This is a genomic window from Variovorax sp. Varisp46 (assembly GCF_059491885.1).
In genome coordinates this window covers 2,849,895-2,871,864 of the sequence record NZ_CP168515.1, presented here as the reverse complement: position 1 = coordinate 2,871,864, position 21,970 = coordinate 2,849,895, and the positions used below count along the sequence as shown (strand labels likewise).

18 protein-coding genes and 1 pseudogene are annotated in these 21,970 nt (G+C 63.6%); 16 read left to right on the top strand and 3 right to left on the bottom strand.

Annotated elements, in window-relative coordinates; genetic code table 11:
* The first annotated feature begins 15 nt into the window (after positions 1-15).
* From ACEN9N_RS13585 to ACEN9N_RS13510, 16 genes and pseudogenes are all read left to right on the top strand, one after another.
* On the top strand, positions 16-396 hold the full coding sequence (locus ACEN9N_RS13585) for a hypothetical protein (RefSeq protein WP_495656286.1): 381 nt from the start codon (positions 16-18) through the stop codon (positions 394-396).
* On the top strand, positions 393-731 hold the full coding sequence (locus tag ACEN9N_RS13580) for a hypothetical protein (protein ID WP_495656285.1): 339 nt from the start codon (positions 393-395) through the stop codon (positions 729-731). The genes ACEN9N_RS13585 and ACEN9N_RS13580 overlap by 4 nt, the downstream gene beginning before the upstream one ends.
* Before the next feature lie 80 nt (positions 732-811).
* Positions 812-991, top strand: coding sequence for a hypothetical protein (locus ACEN9N_RS13575; RefSeq protein WP_495656284.1), 180 nt, complete (start codon positions 812-814; stop codon positions 989-991).
* 28 nt (positions 992-1,019) lie between these two features.
* Complete coding sequence (locus tag ACEN9N_RS13570) at positions 1,020-1,514, top strand: pentapeptide repeat-containing protein (RefSeq protein WP_413335739.1); 495 nt, start codon at positions 1,020-1,022, stop codon at positions 1,512-1,514.
* Between the two features lie 13 nt (positions 1,515-1,527).
* Positions 1,528-6,363, top strand: a complete 4,836-nt coding sequence (locus ACEN9N_RS13565) for an RHS repeat-associated core domain-containing protein (RefSeq protein WP_495656283.1) — start codon at positions 1,528-1,530, stop codon at positions 6,361-6,363.
* Between the two features lie 5 nt (positions 6,364-6,368).
* Positions 6,369-6,692 (top strand): hypothetical protein, encoded by a 324-nt coding sequence (locus ACEN9N_RS13560; protein WP_495656282.1) that lies wholly within the window; start codon positions 6,369-6,371, stop codon positions 6,690-6,692.
* 78 nt (positions 6,693-6,770) lie between these two features.
* Positions 6,771-7,232, top strand: coding sequence for a VOC family protein (locus ACEN9N_RS13555; RefSeq protein WP_495656281.1), 462 nt, complete (start codon positions 6,771-6,773; stop codon positions 7,230-7,232).
* Positions 7,233-7,349: 117 nt separating this feature from the next.
* Positions 7,350-7,844, top strand: coding sequence for a pentapeptide repeat-containing protein (locus ACEN9N_RS13550; RefSeq protein WP_495656280.1), 495 nt, complete (start codon positions 7,350-7,352; stop codon positions 7,842-7,844).
* A 46-nt stretch (positions 7,845-7,890) separates the two neighbouring features.
* Positions 7,891-8,286 carry a hypothetical protein gene (locus ACEN9N_RS13545; RefSeq protein ID WP_495656279.1) on the top strand — a complete coding sequence of 132 codons (396 nt, stop codon included), beginning with the start codon at positions 7,891-7,893 and terminating at the stop codon, positions 8,284-8,286.
* A 51-nt stretch (positions 8,287-8,337) separates the two neighbouring features.
* On the top strand, positions 8,338-13,053 hold the full coding sequence (locus tag ACEN9N_RS13540) for an RHS repeat-associated core domain-containing protein (RefSeq protein ID WP_495656278.1): 4,716 nt from the start codon (positions 8,338-8,340) through the stop codon (positions 13,051-13,053).
* Positions 13,054-13,055: 2 nt separating this feature from the next.
* The gene (locus ACEN9N_RS13535) at positions 13,056-13,691 is read left to right on the top strand and encodes a hypothetical protein (RefSeq protein WP_495656277.1); all 636 of its coding nucleotides are present in this window, start codon (positions 13,056-13,058) and stop codon (positions 13,689-13,691) included.
* Between the two features lie 536 nt (positions 13,692-14,227).
* Positions 14,228-14,485 (top strand): annotated as a pseudogene (locus ACEN9N_RS13530) (helix-turn-helix domain-containing protein); the annotation flags it as partial.
* Between the two features lie 290 nt (positions 14,486-14,775).
* The gene (locus ACEN9N_RS13525; RefSeq protein ID WP_007828052.1) at positions 14,776-15,786 is read left to right on the top strand and encodes a sugar ABC transporter substrate-binding protein; all 1,011 of its coding nucleotides are present in this window, start codon (positions 14,776-14,778) and stop codon (positions 15,784-15,786) included.
* A gap of 22 nt (positions 15,787-15,808) precedes the next feature.
* On the top strand, positions 15,809-16,768 hold the full coding sequence (locus tag ACEN9N_RS13520; RefSeq protein WP_007828053.1) for an ABC transporter permease: 960 nt from the start codon (positions 15,809-15,811) through the stop codon (positions 16,766-16,768).
* Positions 16,768-17,565 (top strand): ATP-binding cassette domain-containing protein, encoded by a 798-nt coding sequence (locus tag ACEN9N_RS13515; RefSeq protein ID WP_007828054.1) that lies wholly within the window; start codon positions 16,768-16,770, stop codon positions 17,563-17,565. The genes ACEN9N_RS13520 and ACEN9N_RS13515 overlap by 1 nt, the downstream gene beginning before the upstream one ends.
* Positions 17,558-18,781: an ROK family transcriptional regulator gene (locus ACEN9N_RS13510; RefSeq protein WP_413315170.1), complete on the top strand. Its 1,224-nt coding sequence runs from the start codon at positions 17,558-17,560 to the stop codon at positions 18,779-18,781. Before ACEN9N_RS13515 ends, ACEN9N_RS13510 begins: the two co-directional genes overlap by 8 nt.
* Before the next feature lie 16 nt (positions 18,782-18,797).
* On the opposite strand, the gene ACEN9N_RS13505 is transcribed toward ACEN9N_RS13510, so the two are convergent.
* Genes ACEN9N_RS13505 through ACEN9N_RS13495 form a run of 3 tightly spaced genes read right to left on the bottom strand, consistent with a single transcriptional unit; the run spans position 18,798 to position 21,956 of the window.
* Positions 18,798-19,811, bottom strand: coding sequence for a Bug family tripartite tricarboxylate transporter substrate binding protein (locus tag ACEN9N_RS13505; protein WP_495656276.1), 1,014 nt, complete (start codon positions 19,809-19,811; stop codon positions 18,798-18,800).
* Positions 19,812-19,824: 13 nt separating this feature from the next.
* Positions 19,825-21,246 carry a sensor histidine kinase gene (locus tag ACEN9N_RS13500; RefSeq protein WP_495656275.1) on the bottom strand — a complete coding sequence of 474 codons (1,422 nt, stop codon included), beginning with the start codon at positions 21,244-21,246 and terminating at the stop codon, positions 19,825-19,827.
* A 44-nt stretch (positions 21,247-21,290) separates the two neighbouring features.
* On the bottom strand, positions 21,291-21,956 hold the full coding sequence (locus tag ACEN9N_RS13495; RefSeq protein ID WP_007828058.1) for a response regulator: 666 nt from the start codon (positions 21,954-21,956) through the stop codon (positions 21,291-21,293).
* Positions 21,957-21,970: the final 14 nt, after the last annotated feature.

The window sequence follows — 21,970 nt, the reverse complement described above, 5'->3', positions numbered from 1 at the left end:
ACGGAGAACCACGCCATGGACAAGCCCGGCGCCGCACTTGCCACTTCTTCGCCCGTCTCGGGTGCGCAGGCCTACGAGCTGACAGATGCACAGCGAGCCGGGCTGGTCGCAAAGGCCGCGACTGGCGACGCCGAGGCTGCGTTTCGTCTCTCGCTGTACTACACCTTCGTGTCCTCGGACGCAGATCAACGCGTCCGCTGGCTGTCGATCGCGGCCAAGGGTGGCCATGTCGTAGGGCAACACAACCTGGCCTGCGACCTCTACATGAATGGCAAGGATCTCGCCGAAGCCGCGCACTGGGCGGCGGAGTCGCTGAAGAACGGCAACGCGGATGCCGATGATCTGCTCAAAGAAATCGAGGCAGTCCGCACGAAGGCTCGGGGGCCTCGCCCGTGAATCATGACTTCGATGTCTCGGTCTTGCCGCTCTTCGCGGTCGAGTCGCCGGATCAGCTGCTACTCCATACCCCGGTGGTCATCGCATTGGGCAACGCGTACAAGTTGTTCGAGAGGACCGGGCAAGACCTGAACAACTTCAATGTCCACATCGCTGAGAGGAAGAAGGAAAACGGCGAAGAAGAAAACGGGGTCAACACCATCGGGATCGCTTTCTCGGCCAAGCTCCCTCCGGGACAGAAGGGACTTGGCAACGCAAGCAAGCTTGGGCGGTCGATCATGTACATCGCCTCGAAGACAACGGGCGAAATACTTCGGGAACAAGGAAGTCGGTAGTGGTCCGGCACTGGGCACGTCTCGAAAGACATTGCGCCTGACAGGACCCTGCACCTTCAATCTCGCAGAGGGAGGAAAGAATGAAAGAAACCATCGAAGTCGATGGCTTGGCGGAGCAGGCGATTGCAGTGGCCTTTGAAGATGCAAGGTCCTCGGGCCTGTCGCAGGCCCATCGCTGGGCCTTGTCAAGCTTTCCGGAAGCTTGTCTGCTGATTGACAAGAGCGGCGGCCGAATCCTTCAGAGGCATCTGTCTCGCTGAACCAACGACGTCCACAGGTACCTCCACAGTGTCTTCTCAAATCATCATCCTCGCCCACGACATGTGGCGCAAAGGCGCAGGCGGCGCTCCCGCCGGGCTCGTGGGCCAAGCCGACAGCTTCGCCTATGCGGGACTTGACCTGGGACTCGCCCAGTTCGCCGCGACCACTTTCGCGGGCACAAGCTTCACCGCCACCAGCTTCAAGCAGGCGGGCTGGAGCGGCTGCCAGTTCACGGGCTGCAGCTTCACTCAGTGCGACTTCAGCGGCATCTCGATCACCGGCTGCACCTTCGTCAACTGCAGCTTCACGCGTGCGAACTTCGATGGCGGCAGCATCGGCACCAGCACCTTCAGGCAGTGCCAGTGGGACGACATCAGCTTCGCGGGTGGTAGCTGGAACGACGTTGGCGTGCTGAACTGCGGCGGCACCGTGGTGCATGCGCAAGGACTGCAAGGGCGCAGCGTCGACTTCACGGGCAGCACCTTCGAGCAACTCGAGTTCCAGGGCGCGAACATCAACTGAGGGAAACCAGAAAATGGCAGGGACGGAAGGAAGCAAGACGCCATCAGAGCGCGAACCGCAGACGGCAGTAGCGCCACTGAACACGATCGTGAAGGAGGACATCGCCGCGGCAAGCAAGGCGGTGGACGACTGGCTGCGCTCCTTCAGCGGCGGCTACGTGACGCTGGAGCGACTGACGATGGTGCTGGGCAGCATCCCGATCGTCGGCAACATCATGGCGCTGGTGGATGTGTTCCTGGACATCATCAACATCGTCGAGAAGAAGGCCAAGGACGGCGTCGATGCGTTCCTGAACTGGGTGAGCCTGGGCATCAACCTGATCGGGCTGATCCCGCTGCCGCCGAGCATGGCGGCGGCGCGCATGAGCCTGAGGCCCACGCTGCACCTGGTGAGGCAGGAGCTGAAGACGGCAGCCTCCAACCTGGGCGAGGCCATCGTGACCACGCTGGTGGGGCACCTGAACGCCACCATCATGGGCGAGCTGGACACGTTCATCGACGGAGCCATTGCCAAGCTCGACGGCATCCTGAAGAGCTGCGCGGATCTTGCGGACAAGATCATCGACAACCTGGTGGACATCCTGCGGCGGGTGCTGGGACAGAAGGACTTGTTCACGGTGGGCACGCCCGCGGCGGCGGAGACCAGGGTGCACGACCCGAAGACGCAAAGCACCTGGAACCGGATGTGGGGCGCGGCGGTGCGTTATTCGAAGCAGTCGGCGAACTACGTGGCCAAGACGGCGGCGAGCCAGCTGCCAGATGGGGTCGCGGGCCGGGTCAACGGCGTGATCACGCAGATGCTGGACTTCAAGCGGCTGCTGAGGGGGCAGCTGTCGAGGCTGGCGGACAAGGAGGCGCAGGCGAGCATCATGTGGCTGCTGCACAAGCTGCGGGATGCGCTGCTGCACAAGAAGGGCAAGCGCGCGGCGATCGTGCCGCCGCAAGCAGGAGCCAAGGCAGAGAAGGACAAGCCGGGCGATCAACTGGAACACGTTACCAGGCAGGCCCCAGGCCAGAAGGACGCGGGGTGCAAGAACTGTCCGGCGCCTGTTTCCCTTGGAGGATCGATCTCCCTGGTCACGGGCTGCGAGAGCTTCACGCACACCGACTTCGTGCTCGTCGCGCCGCTGCCGATCGAATGGGCCCGCACCTACCGCAGCCAGGTCGACGCCTATGACAATGGCATGCTGGGCGCGCGGTGGATCACGGCCTACAGCACACGTGTAGACCTGATGACGCCCGCCAGGGGCGAGCGCCAAGGGCAGCCGAGTCTGGTCTATCACGCGGCCGATGGCCGCAGTCACGCCTATCCTTTGCTGGGCGTGGGCCAGGCTTGGCGCGACCCCATCGAGGAAGTGACTGTCTCCCGCCTGAGCGAGAGCCTGCTGGTGCTGGACTTCGGCAAACCGCTGCCGGCGGGCGAACAAGGCAATTGGCGCGAGATCTACGAGCTCACCGAAGGCGGCCGGCACTACCGGCTCGTGACCCTGCAAGCCAAGGATGGAGCCTCCATCGGCCTGCGCTACGACCATGTGATCGCAGGTACGGGTGAGCAGGTTCTGAGCGACATCATCAGCAAGCAGGGCGATGTGGTCGTGGCGCATGTGGGCACACAGCCTGATGCGCACTCGGGCCTGGTCAAGTCTCTGTGGGAGCTGAAGGATGGCCAGGTCGTACGCCAGCTGGCCGCCTACACGCACGATGCCGAGCGCGACCTCGTTGCTGCACAGGACGAAGATGGTGCGAGCTGGAGCTACAACTACAGCCACCATCTGGTGACCCGCTACACCGACCGCACGGGCCGGGGTACGAATCTCGAATACGACGGCACAGGCCCTGACGCCAAGGCCGTTCGAGAGTGGTCGGACGATGGCAGCTTTGCGCTGAAGTTCGAGTGGGACAGGAACATCCGCCTGACCTACGTGACCGATGCCTTGGGCGGCGAGACATGGTTCTACTACGACATCCTGGGCTACACCTATCGCATCATCCATCCGGACAGGCTGCAGGAATGGTTCTTCCGCGATGAGTCCAAGAACGTCACGCGCCATGTGCACACCGACGGCACGACCGATGACTACACCTACGATGCCGACGGCAACCTGCAGACGCACACGCGTGCCGATGGAAGTCGTGTCCATTTCGAATACGACAGGCTCAATCGCCTGACAGGTCTGCGCGACGCCGAGGGTAGTGTGTGGAGGCGTGACTACGACGCGCAGGGTCGCCTTGCGGAAGAGGTCGATCCGCTGGGGCACAAGACCGAGTACGCCTACGACAAGGCCGGCCGGCCCGTGTGCATCACCGATGCCAAAGGTGGCTCGAAGCAACTGACCTATACCCCGGCTGGCCAACTCGCCAGCTACACCGATTGCTCGGGAAAGACCAGTCGTTGGGAGTACGACAGCCGTGGGCGATTGGTCAGCGCCATCGATGCGGTAGGTCAAGCCACCAAGTATCGCTACACCGCTGAAGGCAGCATCGCTGAAACGCGCGATGGCAACCATCCTGGTCAGCTTGAAGAGATATCTCTGCCCGATCAGACCCGCGAGCAGTTCGTGCACGACGCTGAAGCTCGCTTGCTCGCTCATACCGATGCACTGGGTCGCCGTACCCGCTACGACTACGACAAGGCTGGGCTCGTGGCCAGTCGTATCGATGCCGCAGGCCACTCGCTGCGGTACCACTGGGACCTGCTGGGCCGCCTTACCGAACTGCGCAACGAAAACGGCAGCCGCTACAACTTCAGCTACGACCCCATGGGACGGCTGCTGGAGGAAACTGGCTTCGACAGGCAACGGAGGCAGTACTTCTACGAGGAGTCCACCGGCGCGCTGACGCAAGTCGTCGAGGCAGGGAAGTACGTGACGCGATACCGCTTCGACCCGATGGGGCGTTTGGTTGAACGCGCTGCTGGAGAGGGGCAAGTCGAGACCTTTGCCTTCGATCTCAATGGCATGTTGATCGAGGCAGCCAACTCCGATGCACGGTTGCAGTGGTTCTATGACCCCGCCGGAAACCTTACGCGCGAGCATCAGCACTATCTGGCGAGTTCGCAGACGGCCGTCTGGCAGCACCACTACGACGAACTCAATCGGCGCATTGCGACCGTGCGCCCTGATGGCCATGTCACGCAATGGCTGACCTACGGTTCTGGCCATGTCCATGGCCTGCTCGTCGACGGGCAGGACGTCCTGGGCTTCGAACGCGATGATCTTCATCGGGAGATCGGCCGAACACAAGGCAACGGCCTGAACCAGAGCCTGAGGTACGACCCCGTCGGCAGACTGCTGGAGCAGCAGATCACGCACGCGAAGCCTGGCACTGTCGAAGCACTGAGCCTTCGCCGCAGCTACGGCTATGACAAGGCCGGTCAGCTGACCGCCATCGGCGACAGCCGGCGTGGCGGTCTGAGTTACAGCTATGACCCGGTGGGCCGCCTGCTCGAGGCCAACTGCCGACTGGGGCGCGAAACCTTTGCTTTCGACCCGGCCGGCAATATCGCCGACGCACCGCCGGGTGAAGAGCTGCACGGCGCACGCCCTGCTAACAAGCTGCTGGACAACCTGCTGAAGGAATACGCAGGCACCGCCTACCGCTACGACGAGCGCGGCAACCTGACTGAGCGCGTGAGGAACGGAAAAAGGACCGTCTTCGCGTGGGACGGCTTCAACCGCATGACTGCGGCCATAAGCGAAGAGGGCTCAACCGTCTTCAGCTATGACCCGGTCGGGCGACGCATTGCCAAGCGCTCACGCGGCGCCGTGACGCTGTTCGGATGGGACGGTGATACCCTGGCCTTCGAAAGCACGCAGAGCACAGCCGGCGAGAGCGAAGGGCAAGGCCGGGGCTGGAGCGTCCACTACATCCACGAGCAGGATTCGTTCGTGCCACTGGTGCAAATCAGGCAGGCAAAAGCCGTCGCTCTGTGTGCGACCACCGACGTCAAAGCGCTGATGGATGCCAATTCCGGGCAGTACGACATCGAGCAGGACCCACTTTGGAATGGGGAGCAGCTGTCCAGACCGGTTGCCTTTACGAAGGAGGAGATCGCCTTTTACCAATGCGATCACCTCGGTACGCCCCAGGAACTGACGGATCATGAAGGCCGGGTTGCCTGGTCGGCGCAGTACAAGGCATGGGGCGAGGCAAGGGCGGCCATCAGTGAAGCGGGGAGAAGAGCCGGTTTCACCAACCCGATACGTTTCCAGGGGCAGTACCTGGACGACGAGACCGGGCTGCACTACAACAGGCATCGCTACTACGATCCGCAGGCCGGTCGGTTCATCAGCAGTGATCCATTGGGTTTGGGCGGTGGTCTTAACACGCATGCGTACGTGCCCAATCCCGTGGCGTGGGTTGACCCGCTCGGCCTGCAGGCCGGACCAGCTACATGCAAGATTCCCAAGAGCGGTCGTTTTGCCACAGCGGACGGCGCGGCCAAAGCCGCGCTGGTCAATGCCAACCCAAAGTCGATTCGTGACAACCTGGAATACGGGGGCTTGATCTACAAGACGCCTAATGGCCGCTATGACTTCACAAAGCCGACCCGAGGTACCGACCAAGGGGTCAATCCGTGGAGTGCACAAGGAGCGGTACCCAAATGTGCGCAAGTGGTTGGCGACTACCACACGCATGGCGACTACTCGCTCGCGGGACAGGGTGGCAAAGCCATCAGAACCAGTAATCCCAAACAGGATTCCTTTAATAGCGACAACTTCTCGGGAGGTGATTACACCGGCATATCGAGTGACGCAAGAGGAAAGCCCGAATACAAGGGCTACCTCGGTACGCCAAGCGGTGTGTTCAAAGTTTTCGACCCTAAGACCCGGACGACAGGGAATCTATGAAGCCAATGAAGAAACTGTTCCTGATCTCGGTCTTGCTCGGATTCACCACTTTCAATTTTGCAGAGGGCAGAAAAATGAATGAACCCTTCGAAACCGACGCCACGATGGCACAGGCGATCGCGGTGGCTTACGAAGATGCGAAGTCTTCGGGCCTGCCGCTTGAAAAATACAAGCTCGTCGTGATTGAAGAGCCTGGCGGCTACAACGTATCGTGGGTTGCCAAGGACAAGCCGCGCGGCCATCGCGGCAGCTTGCCCGGTACGCCGGAGCCCACTTTTCTGATCGAGAAGAGTACCGGCCGAGTGCTCCAGAGAGGTTTCTCCCGCTGAGCTGATGGCCAAGTCCGGATCGTGGGGCTTGGTGGCATAAGCGAATGTGGTGACCTGTGAAGAGGCAACGTCTTCGGCATGCAGCTCGGGAACTACAAGCTTGAAGGGACGTTCGGAAAGATGAGTACGCCATTCACCATTCATATCCCGATGCTTCGGAAAGAAGGAATACTCGAGAGGATGAGCGCTTTCTATGAAGGGGTTCTGAAGTACGAGCGAGATCCGGGGCTGAACATTCTGCGAGTGCCGGGCCATCAAGACTTGGCAATCTGCTTCAAGTATTTCAACCCCGTCAGAGGGATCAATGAACGAGATCGGGAGGCGATTTATGAATTTTCCGTTGAGAAAAACTTTCCAAGCTTCTGCCAAAGATTGAAGGAAAGCGAGGTTGAGTTCGACATGCTTGCACGTACTCCGGGGGGATTTTTTGCGAGAGTCCTGGACCCGTCCGGCAACTCGATCGAAATAACCTCGGAAAGCTTCGAGGACGACCTCAACGTCGATGTCTCGAACTGGAGCATCTACCGGGATATTTGCTGAAGTGCCAAGTTTGAATGAATGACTATCTCGGTAAACACGCTTGATTGCGTTGAGGTTCTGTATGCACTTTGACCAGCTTCCGAGCCCATGAGTGAAATCTTTCCGCTCTGATCCTCCATGTCTTCCCAAATCATCATCCTCGCCCACGACATGTGGCGCAAAGGTGCGGGCGGCGCTCCCGCCGGGCTCGTGGGCCAGGCCGACAGCTTCGCCTATGCGGGGCTCGACCTGGGCCTTGCCCAGTTCGCCGCTACGACCTTCGCAGGTACGAGCTTCACCGCCATCAGCTTCAAGCAGGCGGGCTGGAGCGGCTGCCAGTTCACTGGGTGCTGCTTCACCCAGTGCGACTTCAGGGGCATCTCGATCACGGGCTGCACCTTCATCAACTGCAGCTTCACGCGCGCGAACTTCGACGGCTCAAGCATCGGCAGCAGCACCTTCAGGCAATGCCAGTGGGACGACATCAGCTTCGCAGGCGGCAGCTGGAACGACGTCGGCGTACTGGACTGCAGCGGCACCGTGGTGCATGCGCAGGGGCTGCGGGGGCGCAGCGTCGACTTCACGGGCAGCACGTTCGAGCAACTCGAGTTCCAGGGCGCCAACATCAACTGAGCCCTGAGGGGCAACCTCATCTCATCACTTCATCGATTCCATGTTCATGAAAAGCATCAAGACCGTTTTTGTCGCCACTGTCTTCCTCGGCGTCGCTTCCCTGTGTGCCGCGCAAACGGAAACGAAAACCACGCTGACCAAGCTGCACCAGAGTTACGAGAAGCAGGGACGCCGCGCGCTCGGCATGCCGGAGTATGGCCAGCGCGTGCAGTTCCCGGCGGTGGTTGTCGAGGCGTCCGATTCCTTCGGCGGCTCTGCGGTGATTCGCGCTGCCGATGTGCGCGGCAACCAGGAGCTGGCGCGCCTGACCCCGGCGGACGACGCACAGAACCAGAAGATGGGCGAGCTGCGCAGCGGCGCGAAATTCACCGCGAGCTGCGAGGTCGGGTTTGCGATGGGATCGGCATTTCTCACAATGAAGGATTGCGTGATCCGGCCCTGAAGTCGGGATTCACAGAACAGTCAAGGCGTCAGCCAGAGGCAGGGAGAGAAGATGGCAGAAAGCGAAGGCCCGCAACAGCAGCAAGGCCAGAAACCGAGCGAGCGCGAACCGCAGACGGCAGTAGCGCCACTGAACACGATCGTGAAGGAGGACATCGCCGCGGCAAGCAAGGCGGTGGACGACTGGCTGCGCTCCTTCAGCGGCGGCTACGTGACGCTGGAGCGACTGACGATGGTGCTGGGCAGCATCCCGATCGTCGGCAACATCATGGCGCTGGTGGATGTGTTCCTGGACATCATCAACATCGTCGAGAAGAAGGCCAAGGACGGCGTCGATGCGTTCCTGAACTGGGTGAGCCTGGGCATCAACCTGATCGGGCTGATCCCGCTGCCGCCGAGCATGGCGGCGGCGCGCATGAGCCTGAGGCCCACGCTGCACCTGGTGAGGCAGGAGCTGAAGACGGCAGCCTCCAACCTGGGCGAGGCCATCGTGACCACGCTGGTGGGGCACCTGAACGCCACCATCATGGGCGAGCTGGACACGTTCATCGACGGAGCCATTGCCAAGCTCGACGGCATCCTGAAGAGCTGCGCGGATCTTGCGGACAAGATCATCGACAACCTGGTGGACATCCTGCGGCGGGTGCTGGGACAGAAGGACTTGTTCACGGTGGGCACGCCCGCGGCGGCGGAGACCAGGGTGCACGACCCGAAGACGCAAAGCACCTGGAACCGGATGTGGGGCGCGGCGGTGCGTTATTCGAAGCAGTCGGCGAACTACGTGGCCAAGACGGCGGCGAGCCAGCTGCCAGATGGGGTCGCGGGCCGGGTCAACGGCGTGATCACGCAGATGCTGGACTTCAAGCGGCTGCTGAGGGGGCAGCTGTCGAGGCTGGCGGACAAGGAGGCGCAGGCGAGCATCATGTGGCTGCTGCACAAGCTGCGGGATGCGCTGCTGCACAAGAAGGGCAAGCGCGCGGCGATCGTGCCGCCGCAAGCAGGAGCCAAGGCGGAGAAAGAGAATCCCGGTACGCCACTCGGGCACATCAACAAGCAGGCCGACGCCCAGGGAACCGGGGGCTGCAAGAACTGCCCCGCACCAGCACGCAAGGGCGCTTCCATCAGCCTCAGCACCGGCAACGAGAGCTTCACTCACACCGACTTCGTGCTTGCAGCCCCGCTGCCGATCGAATGGGCGCGCACCTACGCCAGCGACCTCGATGCCTTCGACCGGGGCAGCCTCGGTGCACGCTGGATCACTCCCTACAGCATGCGCGTGGACATCACCACGCCGACGCGTGGCGCACGCCAGGGCCAGGCCAGTCTGGTGTACCACGCGGCCGATGGCCGCAGCCACGCCTATCCGGTCTTAGCCGTGGGCCAGACGTACTTCGACCCGATCGAGGAAGTCCGCGTCTCGCGCCTGAGCGAGAGTCTGCTGGCATTGGACTTCGGCAAGCCCCTCCCCGAGGGCGAGCAGAGCGAGTGGCGCGAAATCTACGAGCACGTCGACAGCAAGCAGCCCCACTTCCGGCTCGTGGCGCAGCAGGCAAAAGACGGCATGTCCATCGGCCTGCGCTACGACCATGTGATCGCGGCAACGGGCGAGCGCGTGCTCAGCGACATCATCAGCAAACACGGCGAAGCCGTCATGGCACACGTGGGCACGAAACCCGATGCGCAGACCGGCCTCATCCAGTCGCTGTGGGAGCTGAAGGACGGCCAGGTCGTGCGCCAGCTAGCCGCCTACACGCACGATGCCGAGCACGACCTCGTCGCCGCGCAAGACGAAGACGGTGCGAGCTGGAGCTACAGCTACACGCACCATCTCGTGACGCGCTACACCGACCGCACCGGCCGGGGCATGAACCTGGAGTACGACGGAGCCGGCCCCGATGCCAAGGCCGTGCGCGAATGGAGTGACGACGGCAGCTTCGCGCTGAAGCTGGAGTGGGACCGGAACATCCGCCTCACCTATGTGACCGATGCGCTGGGCGGCGAGACATGGTTCTACTACGACATCCTGGGCTATACCTATCGCATCATCCATCCGGACAGGCTGCAGGAGTGGTTCTTCCGTGACGAGGCCAAGAACGTCACCCGCCATGTGCACACCGACGGCACGACCGACGACTACACCTACGACGAAGACGGCAACCTTCAGACGCACACGCGCGCAGACGGCAGCCGCGTGCATTTCGAATACGACAGGCAGCATCGCCTCACGGGCATCCTCGACGCAGAGGGCGGCGTGTGGAAGCGCGACTACGATGCGCAGGGCCACCTGGTCGAGGAGATCGACCCGCTGGGCCACAAGACCGAGTACGCCTACGACAAGGCCGGCAGGCCCGTGCGCATCACCGATGCGAAGGGCGGCGTCAAGGTGCTCGCCTATTCGCCAGCGGGCCAGCTGCTGAGCTACACCGACTGTTCCGCCAAGACCAGCCGCTGGGAATACGACGAGCGCGGCCGCCTGGTCAAGGCCACCGATGCCGCAGGCAACGCCACCAGCTATCGCTACGCAGCCGGCCAGCTGGAAGAAATCGAACAGCCCGACAGGACGAGCGAACACTTCGAGCACGACGCCGAAGGCCGCCTGCTTCTGCACACCGACGCACTGGGGCGCGCCACGCGCTACAGCTACACGCGTGCCGGCCTGATCTCCGGCCGCACCGATGCCGCGGGCCGTTCGCTCAAGTACTACTGGGACCTTCTGGGTCGCCTGACCGAACTGCACAACGAGAACGGCAGCCGGTACGACTTCCGCTACGACCCCGTAGGCCGACTGCTCGAAGAAGCCGGCTTCGACCGCAAGGCCACGCAGTACGTCCACGAAGAGACCACGGGCGTGCTCGCCGAAGTGATCGAGGCGGGCCACCGCACCGAAGTCGAATTCGATCCTCTCGGCCGCTTGAGCGAACGCCGCGCCGGCGGGCAGTCCGAACGCTTCGCCTACGACCGCAACGGCCGCCTGCTCGAGGCGACCAACAGCGATGCACGCCTGCAGTGGTTCTACGACCCTGCCGGCAACCTGACGCGCGAACATCACCACTACCTGAAGCGCAAGCGCACGGCAGTCTGGCAGCACCGCTACGACGAACTCAACCATCGCATCGCCACCGTGCGGCCCGACGGGCATGTCACCCAGTGGCTGACCTATGGCTCCGGCCACGTGCACGGCCTGATGATCGACGGCCAGGACATCCTGGGCTTCGAGCGCGACGACCTGCACCGCGAGATCGCACGCGAACAAGGCAACGGCCTGAGCCAGCGGCAGAAGTACGACCCGGCGGGCCGGCTGCTCGAACAGCACATCTCCCGCACCAGGCCTGGTGCCATTGAATCGACAACCGGCATCCAGCGCCGCTACACCTACGACAAGGCTGGCCAGCTGGTGACCATCGGCGACAGTCGCCGAGGCAGCCTGAACTACCGCTACGACCCCGTGGGCCGCCTGCTCGAAGCCAACAGCCGCCTCGGGCGCGAGACCTTCGCCTTCGACCCTGCAGGCAACATCGTCGATCCGCCCCCGGCCAACGAACCACTGAGGCACCCGGCCAGCAAACTGCTGGACAACCTGCTGAAGAACTACGCCGGCACCAGCTACCGCTACGACGAGCGCGGCAACATGACCGAGCGGGTGCGCAATGGCTGGCGAACCGTCTTCGAGTGGGACGGCTTCAACCACATGACGGCGGCGACCGACCACAGCGGCATCACCACCACCTTCAGTTATGACGCGCTGGGGCGGCGTCTGTCCAAGAGTTCGGGCGACACCACGACGCTGTTCGGCTGGGACGGCGACGTGCTCGCATTCGAGAGCACCCAGAGCAGCTCAGCGACCGAGGAGGGCGGCGATCACGGCTGGAGCGTGCATTACATCCATGAGCCGAACTCGTTCGTGCCCCTGATGCAGGTGCGCCGTGCGAGCGCGATGGCGCTGAGCGAGACGACGGATGCGAAGGCGCTGATGGAGGCCAACGGGGGCATCTATGACATCGAGCAGGATCCGCTGTGGAACGGCGAGCAGAGGCTGGTGCCGCGGGCGTTCGACAGGAGGGAGATGGCGTTCTACCAGTGCGACCACCTGGGCACGCCGCAGGAACTGACAGACCATGAGGGCAGCATTGCGTGGTCGGCGCAGTACAAGGCGTGGGGAGAGGCGCGGGAGGCGATCAGCGAGGCAGGAAGAAAGGCGGGGTTCAGGAATCCGATCCGGTTTCAGGGGCAGTATTGGGATGAGGAGACGGGGCTGCACTACAACCGGTATCGGTATTTCGATCCCATCTCTGGACGGTTTGTGTCCGAAGACCCCATCAAATTGAGAGGTGGGCTTAATTTGCAGCTATACGCTGCTAATGCCATTCTGTGGGTCGATCCCTTGGGCTTGGCGGGCTATACGGCCAAGAGCAACACTGCAGGTACCGACACGCTAAGTCGGGGAGTCCACGTGAACGTTCATGGACCAGGCTTGCCTCAAACCAGTGGTGGAGCTCACATTAAGCTTCTGCCCACCGCCGACGGACTAAAAGTTGTTCCAACCAAAGGTTCGGCCGCGGAAACAGCAGATCTAAGTGACGGTCAATGGACAAAGGTCTGTGCGTGCGTGATTAAACACTTGGATGACTCGAAGAACGTAGATCGCCTTTCAAAACAGGCGCAAAGCGGCCTCGATACATATCCGGGGACGTCGCGGGCCGAGGAATTGGCAAAAGTGAAGTCAATTTTGGACACGCACAGCAAGGCGGGAACCAATCCTGCAAGATGACGATGAAAATATTTACCCCTTATTTAATTGATATTGGTTTCTTTCAATTAATCGAAGAATATGTTTCTTCGGGAAATATTGTTTCAAAGGAGAAATTCGGGTTTTATCCCTTGGATTTCCAAAAAAGTATTAAAAATGGATTCTTTGGTGTGGGCGATGTAGAGGAATTCTTGGCTCTTGAAAAAGAGTGCCTAATTAGATTTCGAGGGACTCGCGTTCAGTTGACTATGAAGAATCTTTTTTTTCATGGAGACTATGTTAATACTTCTTTTTCTGTCATGCCCAAAAAAATCGAGCTGACAATATTGCTCGAGATGCTTGCGGAAATTGGGTCGCTCAATGATCGTACATCCAGAGTCTTGTATCTTGGGGATATTGATGAAGGTGCCTTTGTTTATGACCATCTTTTGATTTTTAGATTTGGCAGAATTGGCAGTAGATACTATCTATCGACTATTGAGACCTCTTATGCGGAAAATGAAAAAGAAAAGAGAAATCGATACTCCTCGGCTATTTTTCGATCCATGGACAAGATTACTTCGGAAGAGCAACTGAGTGAATATGTTGGCAAGAATTCTGATGCCGCTGCTGCAGTTGCTCGTGTCAATAAATATTTTCCTGTTGTAATGCCTGAATGAAATTTGATGGTTTAATTTTGGAGATATGGATTTGGAATTGAATTTTCAATAACTACGAAGCTAAGTGAAATTGATCGTGCTTCAGGGTGTGGGTCCAATTGTTTTATGTGCTGGAGTGGGTCTAGGAAGCACGAGAAAGATGATTGGCTTTGCATTAATTGAGAGCTCCAGAATTAATTGGGGGGAATATAAGTATGACAAAGTGAGAATTAGATGATTGATCTTACGAAAATTGGCAATAATGCCCTTCTCGTTCTAGAGAGTGCTGGGTGGTTTTCTGAACGATTGATAAGTACAAACTCCAGATCCGATTGGACTGCTGGGAGGCATCAATCTCCAGCAGTACGCGCCGAATTCGGTGGAATGGGTTGATGCACTTGGGTTGGCGCGCAAAAAAGCCGCTGAGCCCACTCCTCCTGAAGAGCCCAAGTGTTGTTTGCCGTCGAAAATTGACCCAGCTAGCGCAGTAATTTCCGTCTAAGACTGACCCACGTAAAACCCTACCCTGCTGTTTTTTAAAGCAGGGGATCCTAGGAGTGATAGACGTGGCGACATTGAGTGTCATCAGACGCTGGGCCCTGCGAGAGCAGATGTCCATCCGCGAGATAGCCAGGCGTACAGGCCTGTCTCGCAACACCGTTAAGAAGTACCTGCGAGCCGGCGACGAAGAGCCGCGCTACGCCAAGCGGGCGAGCTCGAGCAAGCTCGATCCTTATGCTGAGAAGCTCACGACCTGGCTCGCGATCGAGGCCACCAAATCGCGGAAACAGCGGCGCAATCTGCGGCAGATCCACACACTCAACCCAAAAAAGGAGAACACCAAGCACTTATCCGCACAGTGAAGCCTCAGGCTCACAAAGCGGGTGGGTCAGTATTTAGTGGAAATCTAGGATCAGAGATCGGCGGAATCCAACACGTCCTGCTCCTTCGCCGCAACCTCGGGTTTTCGATAACTAAATCCACTTGATTTAGTCCCTCTGCTGGCCGATAGTCTCCCTGCGCCCGGACACCGAGCCCTCAAGGCCCGAGCGATCCGGTTCCACAAGACCGCAGGCGCTTCGCCGCCTGCCCACGGAGACAAACCATGTTCAGCTCCCGCTCTATCCTGGCCATGGCGGCCATGTCCCTCACCGCAATGGCCGCATCCACCGCCTTCGCCGCCGACCAGCCCGTCATCGGCCTCGTCACCAAGACCGAAACCAACCCCTTCTTCGTCAAGATGAAGGAAGGCGCGCAGGAAGAGGCCAAGAAGCTCGGCGCCAAGCTGCTCTCGGGCGCTGGCAAGGCCGACGGCGACAACGCGGGCCAGATCACGGCGATGGAGAACATGATCGCCGCCGGTGCCAAGACCATCCTCATCACGCCGAGCGACGCCAAGGCGATCGTGCCCGCGATCAAGAAGGCGCGCGACAAGGGTGTGATGGTGATCGCGCTCGACAGCCCGGCCGATCCGCCGGATGCGACCGACGCGCTCTTCGCCACCAACAACTACACCGCCGGCGTGCTGATCGGCGAATACGCCAAGGCCGCGATGGCCGGCAAGCCCGCGAAGATCATCGCGCTCGACCTGCTGCCGGGCCACCCGGTGGGCGCGCAGCGCCACAACGGCTTCATGAAGGGCTTCGGGCTTGCCGCCAACGACGCCAAGTCGAACGAGCTGTCGAAGACGCCCGAGATCGTCTGCATGGCCGACAGCTACGGCGACCAGGCCAAGGCGCAGACGGTGATGGAAAACTGCCTGCAGAAGGCACCTGACGTGAACCTGGTCTACACCATCAACGAGCCCGCCGCGGCCGGTGCGTACAACGCGCTGAAGCGCGCTGGCAAGGAGAAGGGCGTGATGATCGTCTCGGTCGACGGCGGCTGCCAGGGCATCAAGGACACGGCCGCCGGCATCATCGCCGCGACCTCGCAGCAGTACCCGCTGAAGATGGCCGCCATGGGCGTGGCCGCGGGCGTGGAGTTCGCCAAGACGGGCAAGAAGGCCTCGGGCTACGTCGACACCGGCGTGACGTTGATCGCCGGCAAGAGCGTGGCCGGCGTCGACAGCAAGGACACGAAGACCGGCACCGAGCTGTGCTGGGGCAAGAAGTAATCGGAAGCATCAGGACGAAGCCATGGCGAAGTCTCCAACGCACCACATTCCGTGGGGCGCCCTCGGGCCGTGGCTGGCTCTTCTCGGCGCGTGCATCTTCTTTGCGACCCAGTCGGATCGCTTTCTCACCGGCGGCAATCTCTCGCTGATCCTGCAGCAGGTGATGGTGGTCGGCGTGATCGCCATCGGCCAGACGCTGATCATCCTCACGGCGGGCATCGACCTGTCGTGCGGCATGGTGATGGCGCTGGGCGGGATCATCATGAGCAAGTTCGCGACCGAACTGGGCATGCCCGCACCGGTGGCCATCCTTTGCGGCATCGGCGTGACGACGCTGTTCGGCCTGCTCAACGGGCTGCTGGTCACGCGCATCAAGCTGCCGCCTTTCATCGTGACGCTGGGCACGCTGAACATCGCCTTTGCGATCACGCAGCTGTATTCGTCGTCGCAGACCATCACTGATTTGCCCGGCGGCCTCACGGGCCTGGGCACCACCTTCGCCATCGGCAATGCCGAAGTGGCATGGGGTTCGGTGCTGATGCTCGTGCTGTACCTGCTCGCGTGGTTCGTGCTGCGCGAGACGGGAGCCGGCCGGCACATCTATGCGGTGGGCAACAACGCCGAGGCCACGCGGCTGGTCGGCATTCCGACGCAGCGCGTGCTGCTGGGCGTGTACGTGGCGGCGGGCGTGCTGTATGGCGTTGCCTCGCTGCTGTCGGTGGCGCGCACCGGCGTGGGCGACCCGAACGCGGGGCAGACCGAGAACCTCGACGCCATCACGGCCGTGGTGCTCGGTGGCACCAGCCTGTTCGGTGGGCGCGGCATCGTGCTGGGCTCGCTGATCGGCGTGCTGATCGTGGGCGTGTTCCGCAACGGGCTCACGCTGATGGGCGTGTCGTCGATCTACCAGGTGCTGGTGACGGGCGTGCTCGTGATTCTTGCGGTAGCGGCCGACCAACTCTCGCGCAGGGGAGCCCGCTGATGAACATCATCGCCAACCCCAAGATCGTGATGCAGGCCAAGGGCCTGGTGAAGCGCTACGGCCAGGTCACGGCGCTCGACGGTGTCGACTTCGAGCTGCGCGAAGGAGAAATCCTCGCGGTGATCGGCGACAACGGCGCAGGCAAGTCCTCGCTCATCAAGGCGCTGTCGGGCGCGGTGGTGCCCGACGAAGGGCAGATCCTGCTCGACGGCAAGGCAGTGCATTTCCGCAATCCGCTGGATGCGCGCCGCGCCGGCATCGAGACGGTCTATCAAGATCTCGCCGTGGCCCCGGCCATGACCATCTACGAGAACCTGTTCCTCGGCCGCGAGCTGCGCCGCCCCGGCTTCCTGGGCAACGTGCTGCGCATGCTCGACAAGAAGCAGATGCTGAAGGAAAGCACCGCCCGCATGGCCGACCTGAAGGTCGGCATCCAGTCGATGACGCAGGCGGTCGAGACGCTCTCGGGCGGCCAGCGCCAATGTGTGGCCGTGGCGCGCAGCGCGGCCTTCGCGCGGCACGTGGTCATCATGGACGAACCGACCGCCGCGCTCGGCGTGAAGGAGGGCAACATGGTGCTGGAGCTGATCCGCCGCGTGCGCGATCGCGGCCTGCCCGTGGTGCTCATCAGCCACAACATGCCGCACGTGTTCGAGGTGGCCGACCGCATTCACGTGGCCCGCCTCGGCCGCCGCGCGGCCGTGCTCAACCCGAAGAAGATCAGCATGAGCGACACGGTCGCCGTGATGACCGGCGCCATGACGGCCGACCAGTTGCCCGCGGAGGCGCATGCCTGATGCGGACGTGCCTGCACGCACGCCCGACCTGTTGCGGCCCCGCGGCTCCAACCAGGTCGGCATGCGCCAGTTCAACGAGCGCACGGTGCTGCAGGCGCTGCGCGTCCACGGCAGCCTGCCCAAGGCCGACCTCGCGCGGCTGACGGGGCTCAGCGCGCAGACCATCGGGCTCATCACCGCGCGGCTCGAGGAAGACGGGCTCATCGTCAAGCAGAGCCGCGTGCGCGGACGCATCGGGCAGCCGTCGGTGCCGCTGGCGCTGAACCCCGACGGCGCCTTCGCCATCGGCATCAAGGTGGGGCGGCGCGGCGCCGAATGGCTGCTGATCGACTTCGCCGCGCAGGTGCGCGAGCGCCACGCGATCAGCTACGACTTTCCCGATGCGGACGAGCTGCTGCCCGCCATCGCGCAGCACATCCACCGGCTGCGCGACGGGCTGGGACCGCTGGCCGCGCGCAACGTGGGCGCGGGGCTGGCCGCGCCGTTCCAGCTCGGCGGCTGGCACCGCACGCTGGGGTTGTCGAAGGCGCAGTCCGACCTGTGGAACCAGATGGACCTGGCGGCCGAGGTGCGCGCGCGCACCGACGTGCCGGTGAGCTTCGCGCGCGACACGGTGGCCGCCTGCGTGGCCGAGCTGGTCGGCGGGCGAGGGCACGACCTGAAGAGCTTCCTGTACATCTTCGTCGACACCTTCGTGGGCGGCGGGCTGGTCATCAACTCGCACCTGCACACCGGTGCGCACGGCAACGCAGGCGCGCTCGCTTCATTGCCGATGCAGCCTCCGGGCAGCCGCGGTGCGCTGCCGCCGCAGCTGGTTGCGCAGGCGTCGCTCTGGGAGCTGGAGCAGCGCCTGGCCGGCGAGGGCCTCGACGCCATGGCCGCATATGACGACCGCGCCCTTCAGCCGCCCTATGCCGCCACCACGCAAGCCTGGCTGGAAAGCGCCTCACAGGCGCTGGCGCATGCCATCGTGAGCGGCACCGCCATGCTCGACCTGCCCGACGTGGTGGTGGACGGCTCGATGTCGCGCGCGCTGCTGCAGGCGCTGCTCGATCAGACCCGTGCCGCGCTGGACGGCTGCAACTGGGAAGGCCTCTGGCAGCCTCGGCTGCATGGCGGCAAGGCGGGTGCGCAAGCGTGTGCGCTGGGCGGCGCGATGCTGCCGCTGCACGCCAATTTCGCGCCCGACCACGACGTGTTCCTGAAGGCGGCCTGACAGGACCGCCCGGCGTTCAGGAAGGCCAGCGCCGCAGGCCCAGTTCGTCCGCCAGCCGCCGATAACTCTTGATCTGCGCCTGCACGTAGTCGTCGAGCGCGGCGCCGGTGAGCGCAAAGGGGTACAGGCCGTGCTGCTCGCGCAAGGCAGCGAAGCCGGGCGCCGCGCTCGCCTCGCGAAACGCCGCGGTCCACGCGCGCACGGCCGATTCCGGCACGGCCGCGCTCAGGTAAAGGCCGCGTACGGTGGGCCACACCACATCGACGCCTTGTTCGCGCGCGGTCGGCACCCCGGTGAGTGCGCCGCCGAGCCGGTTCTCCGACAGCACGGCAAGCAGGCGCACGGCCGCGCCGCCGGCAATGGCCTGCAGCGCCTCGGCCGCGTCGCCCGGAAAGGCGTCGACATGCTTGCCCTGCAGCGCGCCGAGCGCATCGCCCCCGCCTTCGAACGACACGAAGCGCATGGCCTTGTGGTCGCGCCCCGCGGCGCGCACCAGCAGCGCGGCCTTCACCCAGTCCTGGCTGCCGACCGTGCCACCGGCGCCGAAGGCGATGCGCGACGGGTCCTGCCGCAGCGCCGCGACGAGGTCCTGCAGGCGCTTGTAGGGCGAATCGCGATGCACGGCGATCACGCCGTAGTCGGTTCCGAGCGTCGTGATCCAGCGCACAGCCGAGGGCGAATGCGGCCCGAAGCGGCCCTGCGCAAGGTTGAGCAGCGAGCCGCTCGAGAACGCCACCAGCGTGCCCGGGCCGCCGAGGCGGCCGGTGGCGATGCGGTCGAAGGCCACGGCGCCGATGCCGCCCGGCAGGTAGCGCTGGGCGAGCGGCGGGCGCGTGGGGCGCACGGCCTGCAGCGCATCGCGCGCGAGCGCGCAGGTCAGTGCGAAGCCGCCGCCGGCCTTGGCGGGGATCACACAGTCGGCAGCGTCTTCGGAGGGATCGTTGGCAGCAGCCTTCGCGCCCGCGCCCCAAGGCATCAGCAGCGCGGACAGCGTGCGAAGTGCGTGGCGGCGGGCAGGTCGCATAGGCATGGCGGCGGGCTTGTCAGGTGGCCGCCGCAGCTTGGGTGCGGGGCCACCAGATGATCGCATGCAGCCCCGTGCCTGCCTCGCGCGCTTCCAGCCGCAGCTCACCCCGATGCCGCTGCGCGATGGAGCGCGCAATGGCCAGCCCGAGCCCGAAGCCGCCCTTGCCGGCGCGCGCGCCGCGCCGGAAGCGCTGGCCGAGCGCGGCGCGCTCCTCGTCGCCGATACCGGGGCCGTTGTCTTCCACGTTGAGGCTCCAGCCCGCCGCGTCGCCCGCGGCAAAGAGCGTGACCGTGCCTTCGGCGGGCGTGTAAGCGATCGCGTTGGCCACCAGGTTGCCCAGCGCCTCGCGCATCAGCGATCGATCCGCCACGGCAAGGAATTCAGGCGCGGGCGAATGAATGCCCAGGTCGATGCGCTTGGCGCGCGCCAGCGGCAGCAGGTCGACCGCCACCTCGCGCAGCAATGCCGCCACGTTGAACTCGGCAGGCTCCACCGACACCGTGTCGCTGCGGCCCAGCGCCAACAGCTGCTGCGCGCTGCGCGTCGCGCGGCCGATCTCGGTGCCGAGCGCGTCGAGCGCCACCTGCACCTGCGCCGGGTCCTGCTCGCGCCGCGCGTAGTCGGCCTGCATCTGCAGCGTGGTCAGGTGTGTGCGCAGCTGGTGCGAGGCATCGTCCAGGAACTGGCGCTGCTGCGTGACGAGTTCCTGCGTGCGCGACATCTGCTGGTTGACCGCGGCGACCAGCGGGCGTACTTCGGCGGGCAGGTCGGTTTCCGCAATGCGCGTGAGGTCGTCCGGCGTGCGCGCCTGGACTTCGCGCGCCAGCCGCGACAGCGGCCGCAGCGCCGCCGCCAGCGCAATGGCGGTGCCGCACAGCAGTATCGCGAGCACCAGCGCATCGCGCAGCGCCGCGCTGCGTACGAAGCGCGCGCTGAACTCCTGCCGCGAGCGAGTGCTCTCGCCCACCTGGATCAGCACGCTGCGACCGGTGCTGCCGGCCGGCGCGCGATCGAGGTCGCGCCGGTAGGCCGCGAGCCGTACCGATTCTCCGAAGTAGGCCGCGTCGTAGAAGGCCGGCACGCCCATCGCCAGTTCGGCGGGCGGCGCGGGCAGGTCCGCGCTGCCGAGTTCGACCAGCCCGTCGGACGTGGACACGCGAAAGAACACCTGCCCGCTCGCCGTGAGCTCGAAGAACTCGAACATCGTGTACGGCAGCTCGACCGACAGGCCGCCTGAGGCGGTCGAGATGTTGGCGTCGATGGATTTGAGCGCGCCCAGCAGCGAGCGGTCGTAGGCCGCGTTGGCGGCGGCGAGCGCGTCGTGCCGGGTCATCCACAGCTCGAGGCCGGTTACCACCAGCAGGGCGGGGAACAGCAGCAGCGCGAGCCGCTGCCACAGGCTGGTGCGGCGCAGGCGGTTGCGCAGGCGCGTCAACACGTCCACTCGGCCCGAAGTGCTCGAAGACTGGGAGTGAGCTTCATTCAGTCTGTTTCCAGCACGTAGCCAAGTCCGCGCAGCGTGACGATGCGAACCCCGGTGCCGTCGAGCCGCTTGCGCAACCGGTAGATGAAAACCTCGACCGCCTCGGGGTGCACGTCTTCGTCGTCGGAGAACACGCGCTCGAGGATCTGCTGCTTCGACAGCGGCTCGCCGCTGCGCTGCACCAGCACGCGCAGCACGGCCAGTTCGCGCGGCGAGAGCGCCAGCGCCTCGCCGTTCAGCGTGAAGTGCCGGCGCGCGCCGTCGTACACCAGCGGGCCGCAGGCCAGACGCGGATGCTCGATGCCGCGCGCACGCCGCACCAGCGCGTGCAGCCGCGCTTCGAGCTCGGCCAGCGCGAAGGGCTTGGCGAGGAAGTCGTCGGCGCCCGCGTTGAGCGAGGCGACACGCTCATTCAGCGAGTCGCGCGCCGTGAGGATCAGTGCCGGCAGCCGCTGGTCGCGTTCGCGCAGCCGCTGCAGCACCGTGTGCCCGTCGAGCCCGGGCAGGCCCAGGTCGAGCACCAGCGCGTCGTGGTCGCGCTGCTGCAGCGCCCGGTCGGCCAGGCGCCCGTCGTCCACCCATTCGACCTGGATGCCCGCGTGCTCCAGCGCCTTGCACAGCCAGGTGCCCAGGGTGTGTTCGTCTTCGGCAAGGAGGATGCGCATGGGCCGATGCTAGG

Bases quoted from the DNA above. Each gene is read 5' to 3' on its own strand.
- ACEN9N_RS13535 (WP_495656277.1), top strand. From the start codon at position 13,056: ATGAAAATATTTACCCCTTATTTAATTGATATTGGTTTCTTTCAATTA.
- ACEN9N_RS13565 (WP_495656283.1), top strand. From the start codon at position 1,528: ATGGCAGGGACGGAAGGAAGCAAGACGCCATCAGAGCGCGAACCGCAG.
- ACEN9N_RS13510 (WP_413315170.1), top strand. From the start codon at position 17,558: ATGCCTGATGCGGACGTGCCTGCACGCACGCCCGACCTGTTGCGGCCC.
- ACEN9N_RS13515 (WP_007828054.1), top strand. From the start codon at position 16,768: ATGAACATCATCGCCAACCCCAAGATCGTGATGCAGGCCAAGGGCCTG.
- ACEN9N_RS13525 (WP_007828052.1), top strand. From the start codon at position 14,776: ATGTTCAGCTCCCGCTCTATCCTGGCCATGGCGGCCATGTCCCTCACC.
- ACEN9N_RS13560 (WP_495656282.1), top strand. From the start codon at position 6,369: ATGAAGAAACTGTTCCTGATCTCGGTCTTGCTCGGATTCACCACTTTC.
- ACEN9N_RS13540 (WP_495656278.1), top strand. From the start codon at position 8,338: ATGGCAGAAAGCGAAGGCCCGCAACAGCAGCAAGGCCAGAAACCGAGC.
- ACEN9N_RS13585 (WP_495656286.1), top strand. From the start codon at position 16: ATGGACAAGCCCGGCGCCGCACTTGCCACTTCTTCGCCCGTCTCGGGT.
- ACEN9N_RS13550 (WP_495656280.1), top strand. From the start codon at position 7,350: ATGTCTTCCCAAATCATCATCCTCGCCCACGACATGTGGCGCAAAGGT.
- ACEN9N_RS13545 (WP_495656279.1), top strand. From the start codon at position 7,891: ATGAAAAGCATCAAGACCGTTTTTGTCGCCACTGTCTTCCTCGGCGTC.
- ACEN9N_RS13495 (WP_007828058.1), bottom strand. From the start codon at position 21,956: ATGCGCATCCTCCTTGCCGAAGACGAACACACCCTGGGCACCTGGCTG.
- ACEN9N_RS13505 (WP_495656276.1), bottom strand. From the start codon at position 19,811: ATGCCTATGCGACCTGCCCGCCGCCACGCACTTCGCACGCTGTCCGCG.
- ACEN9N_RS13555 (WP_495656281.1), top strand. From the start codon at position 6,771: ATGCAGCTCGGGAACTACAAGCTTGAAGGGACGTTCGGAAAGATGAGT.
- ACEN9N_RS13575 (WP_495656284.1), top strand. From the start codon at position 812: ATGAAAGAAACCATCGAAGTCGATGGCTTGGCGGAGCAGGCGATTGCA.
- ACEN9N_RS13520 (WP_007828053.1), top strand. From the start codon at position 15,809: ATGGCGAAGTCTCCAACGCACCACATTCCGTGGGGCGCCCTCGGGCCG.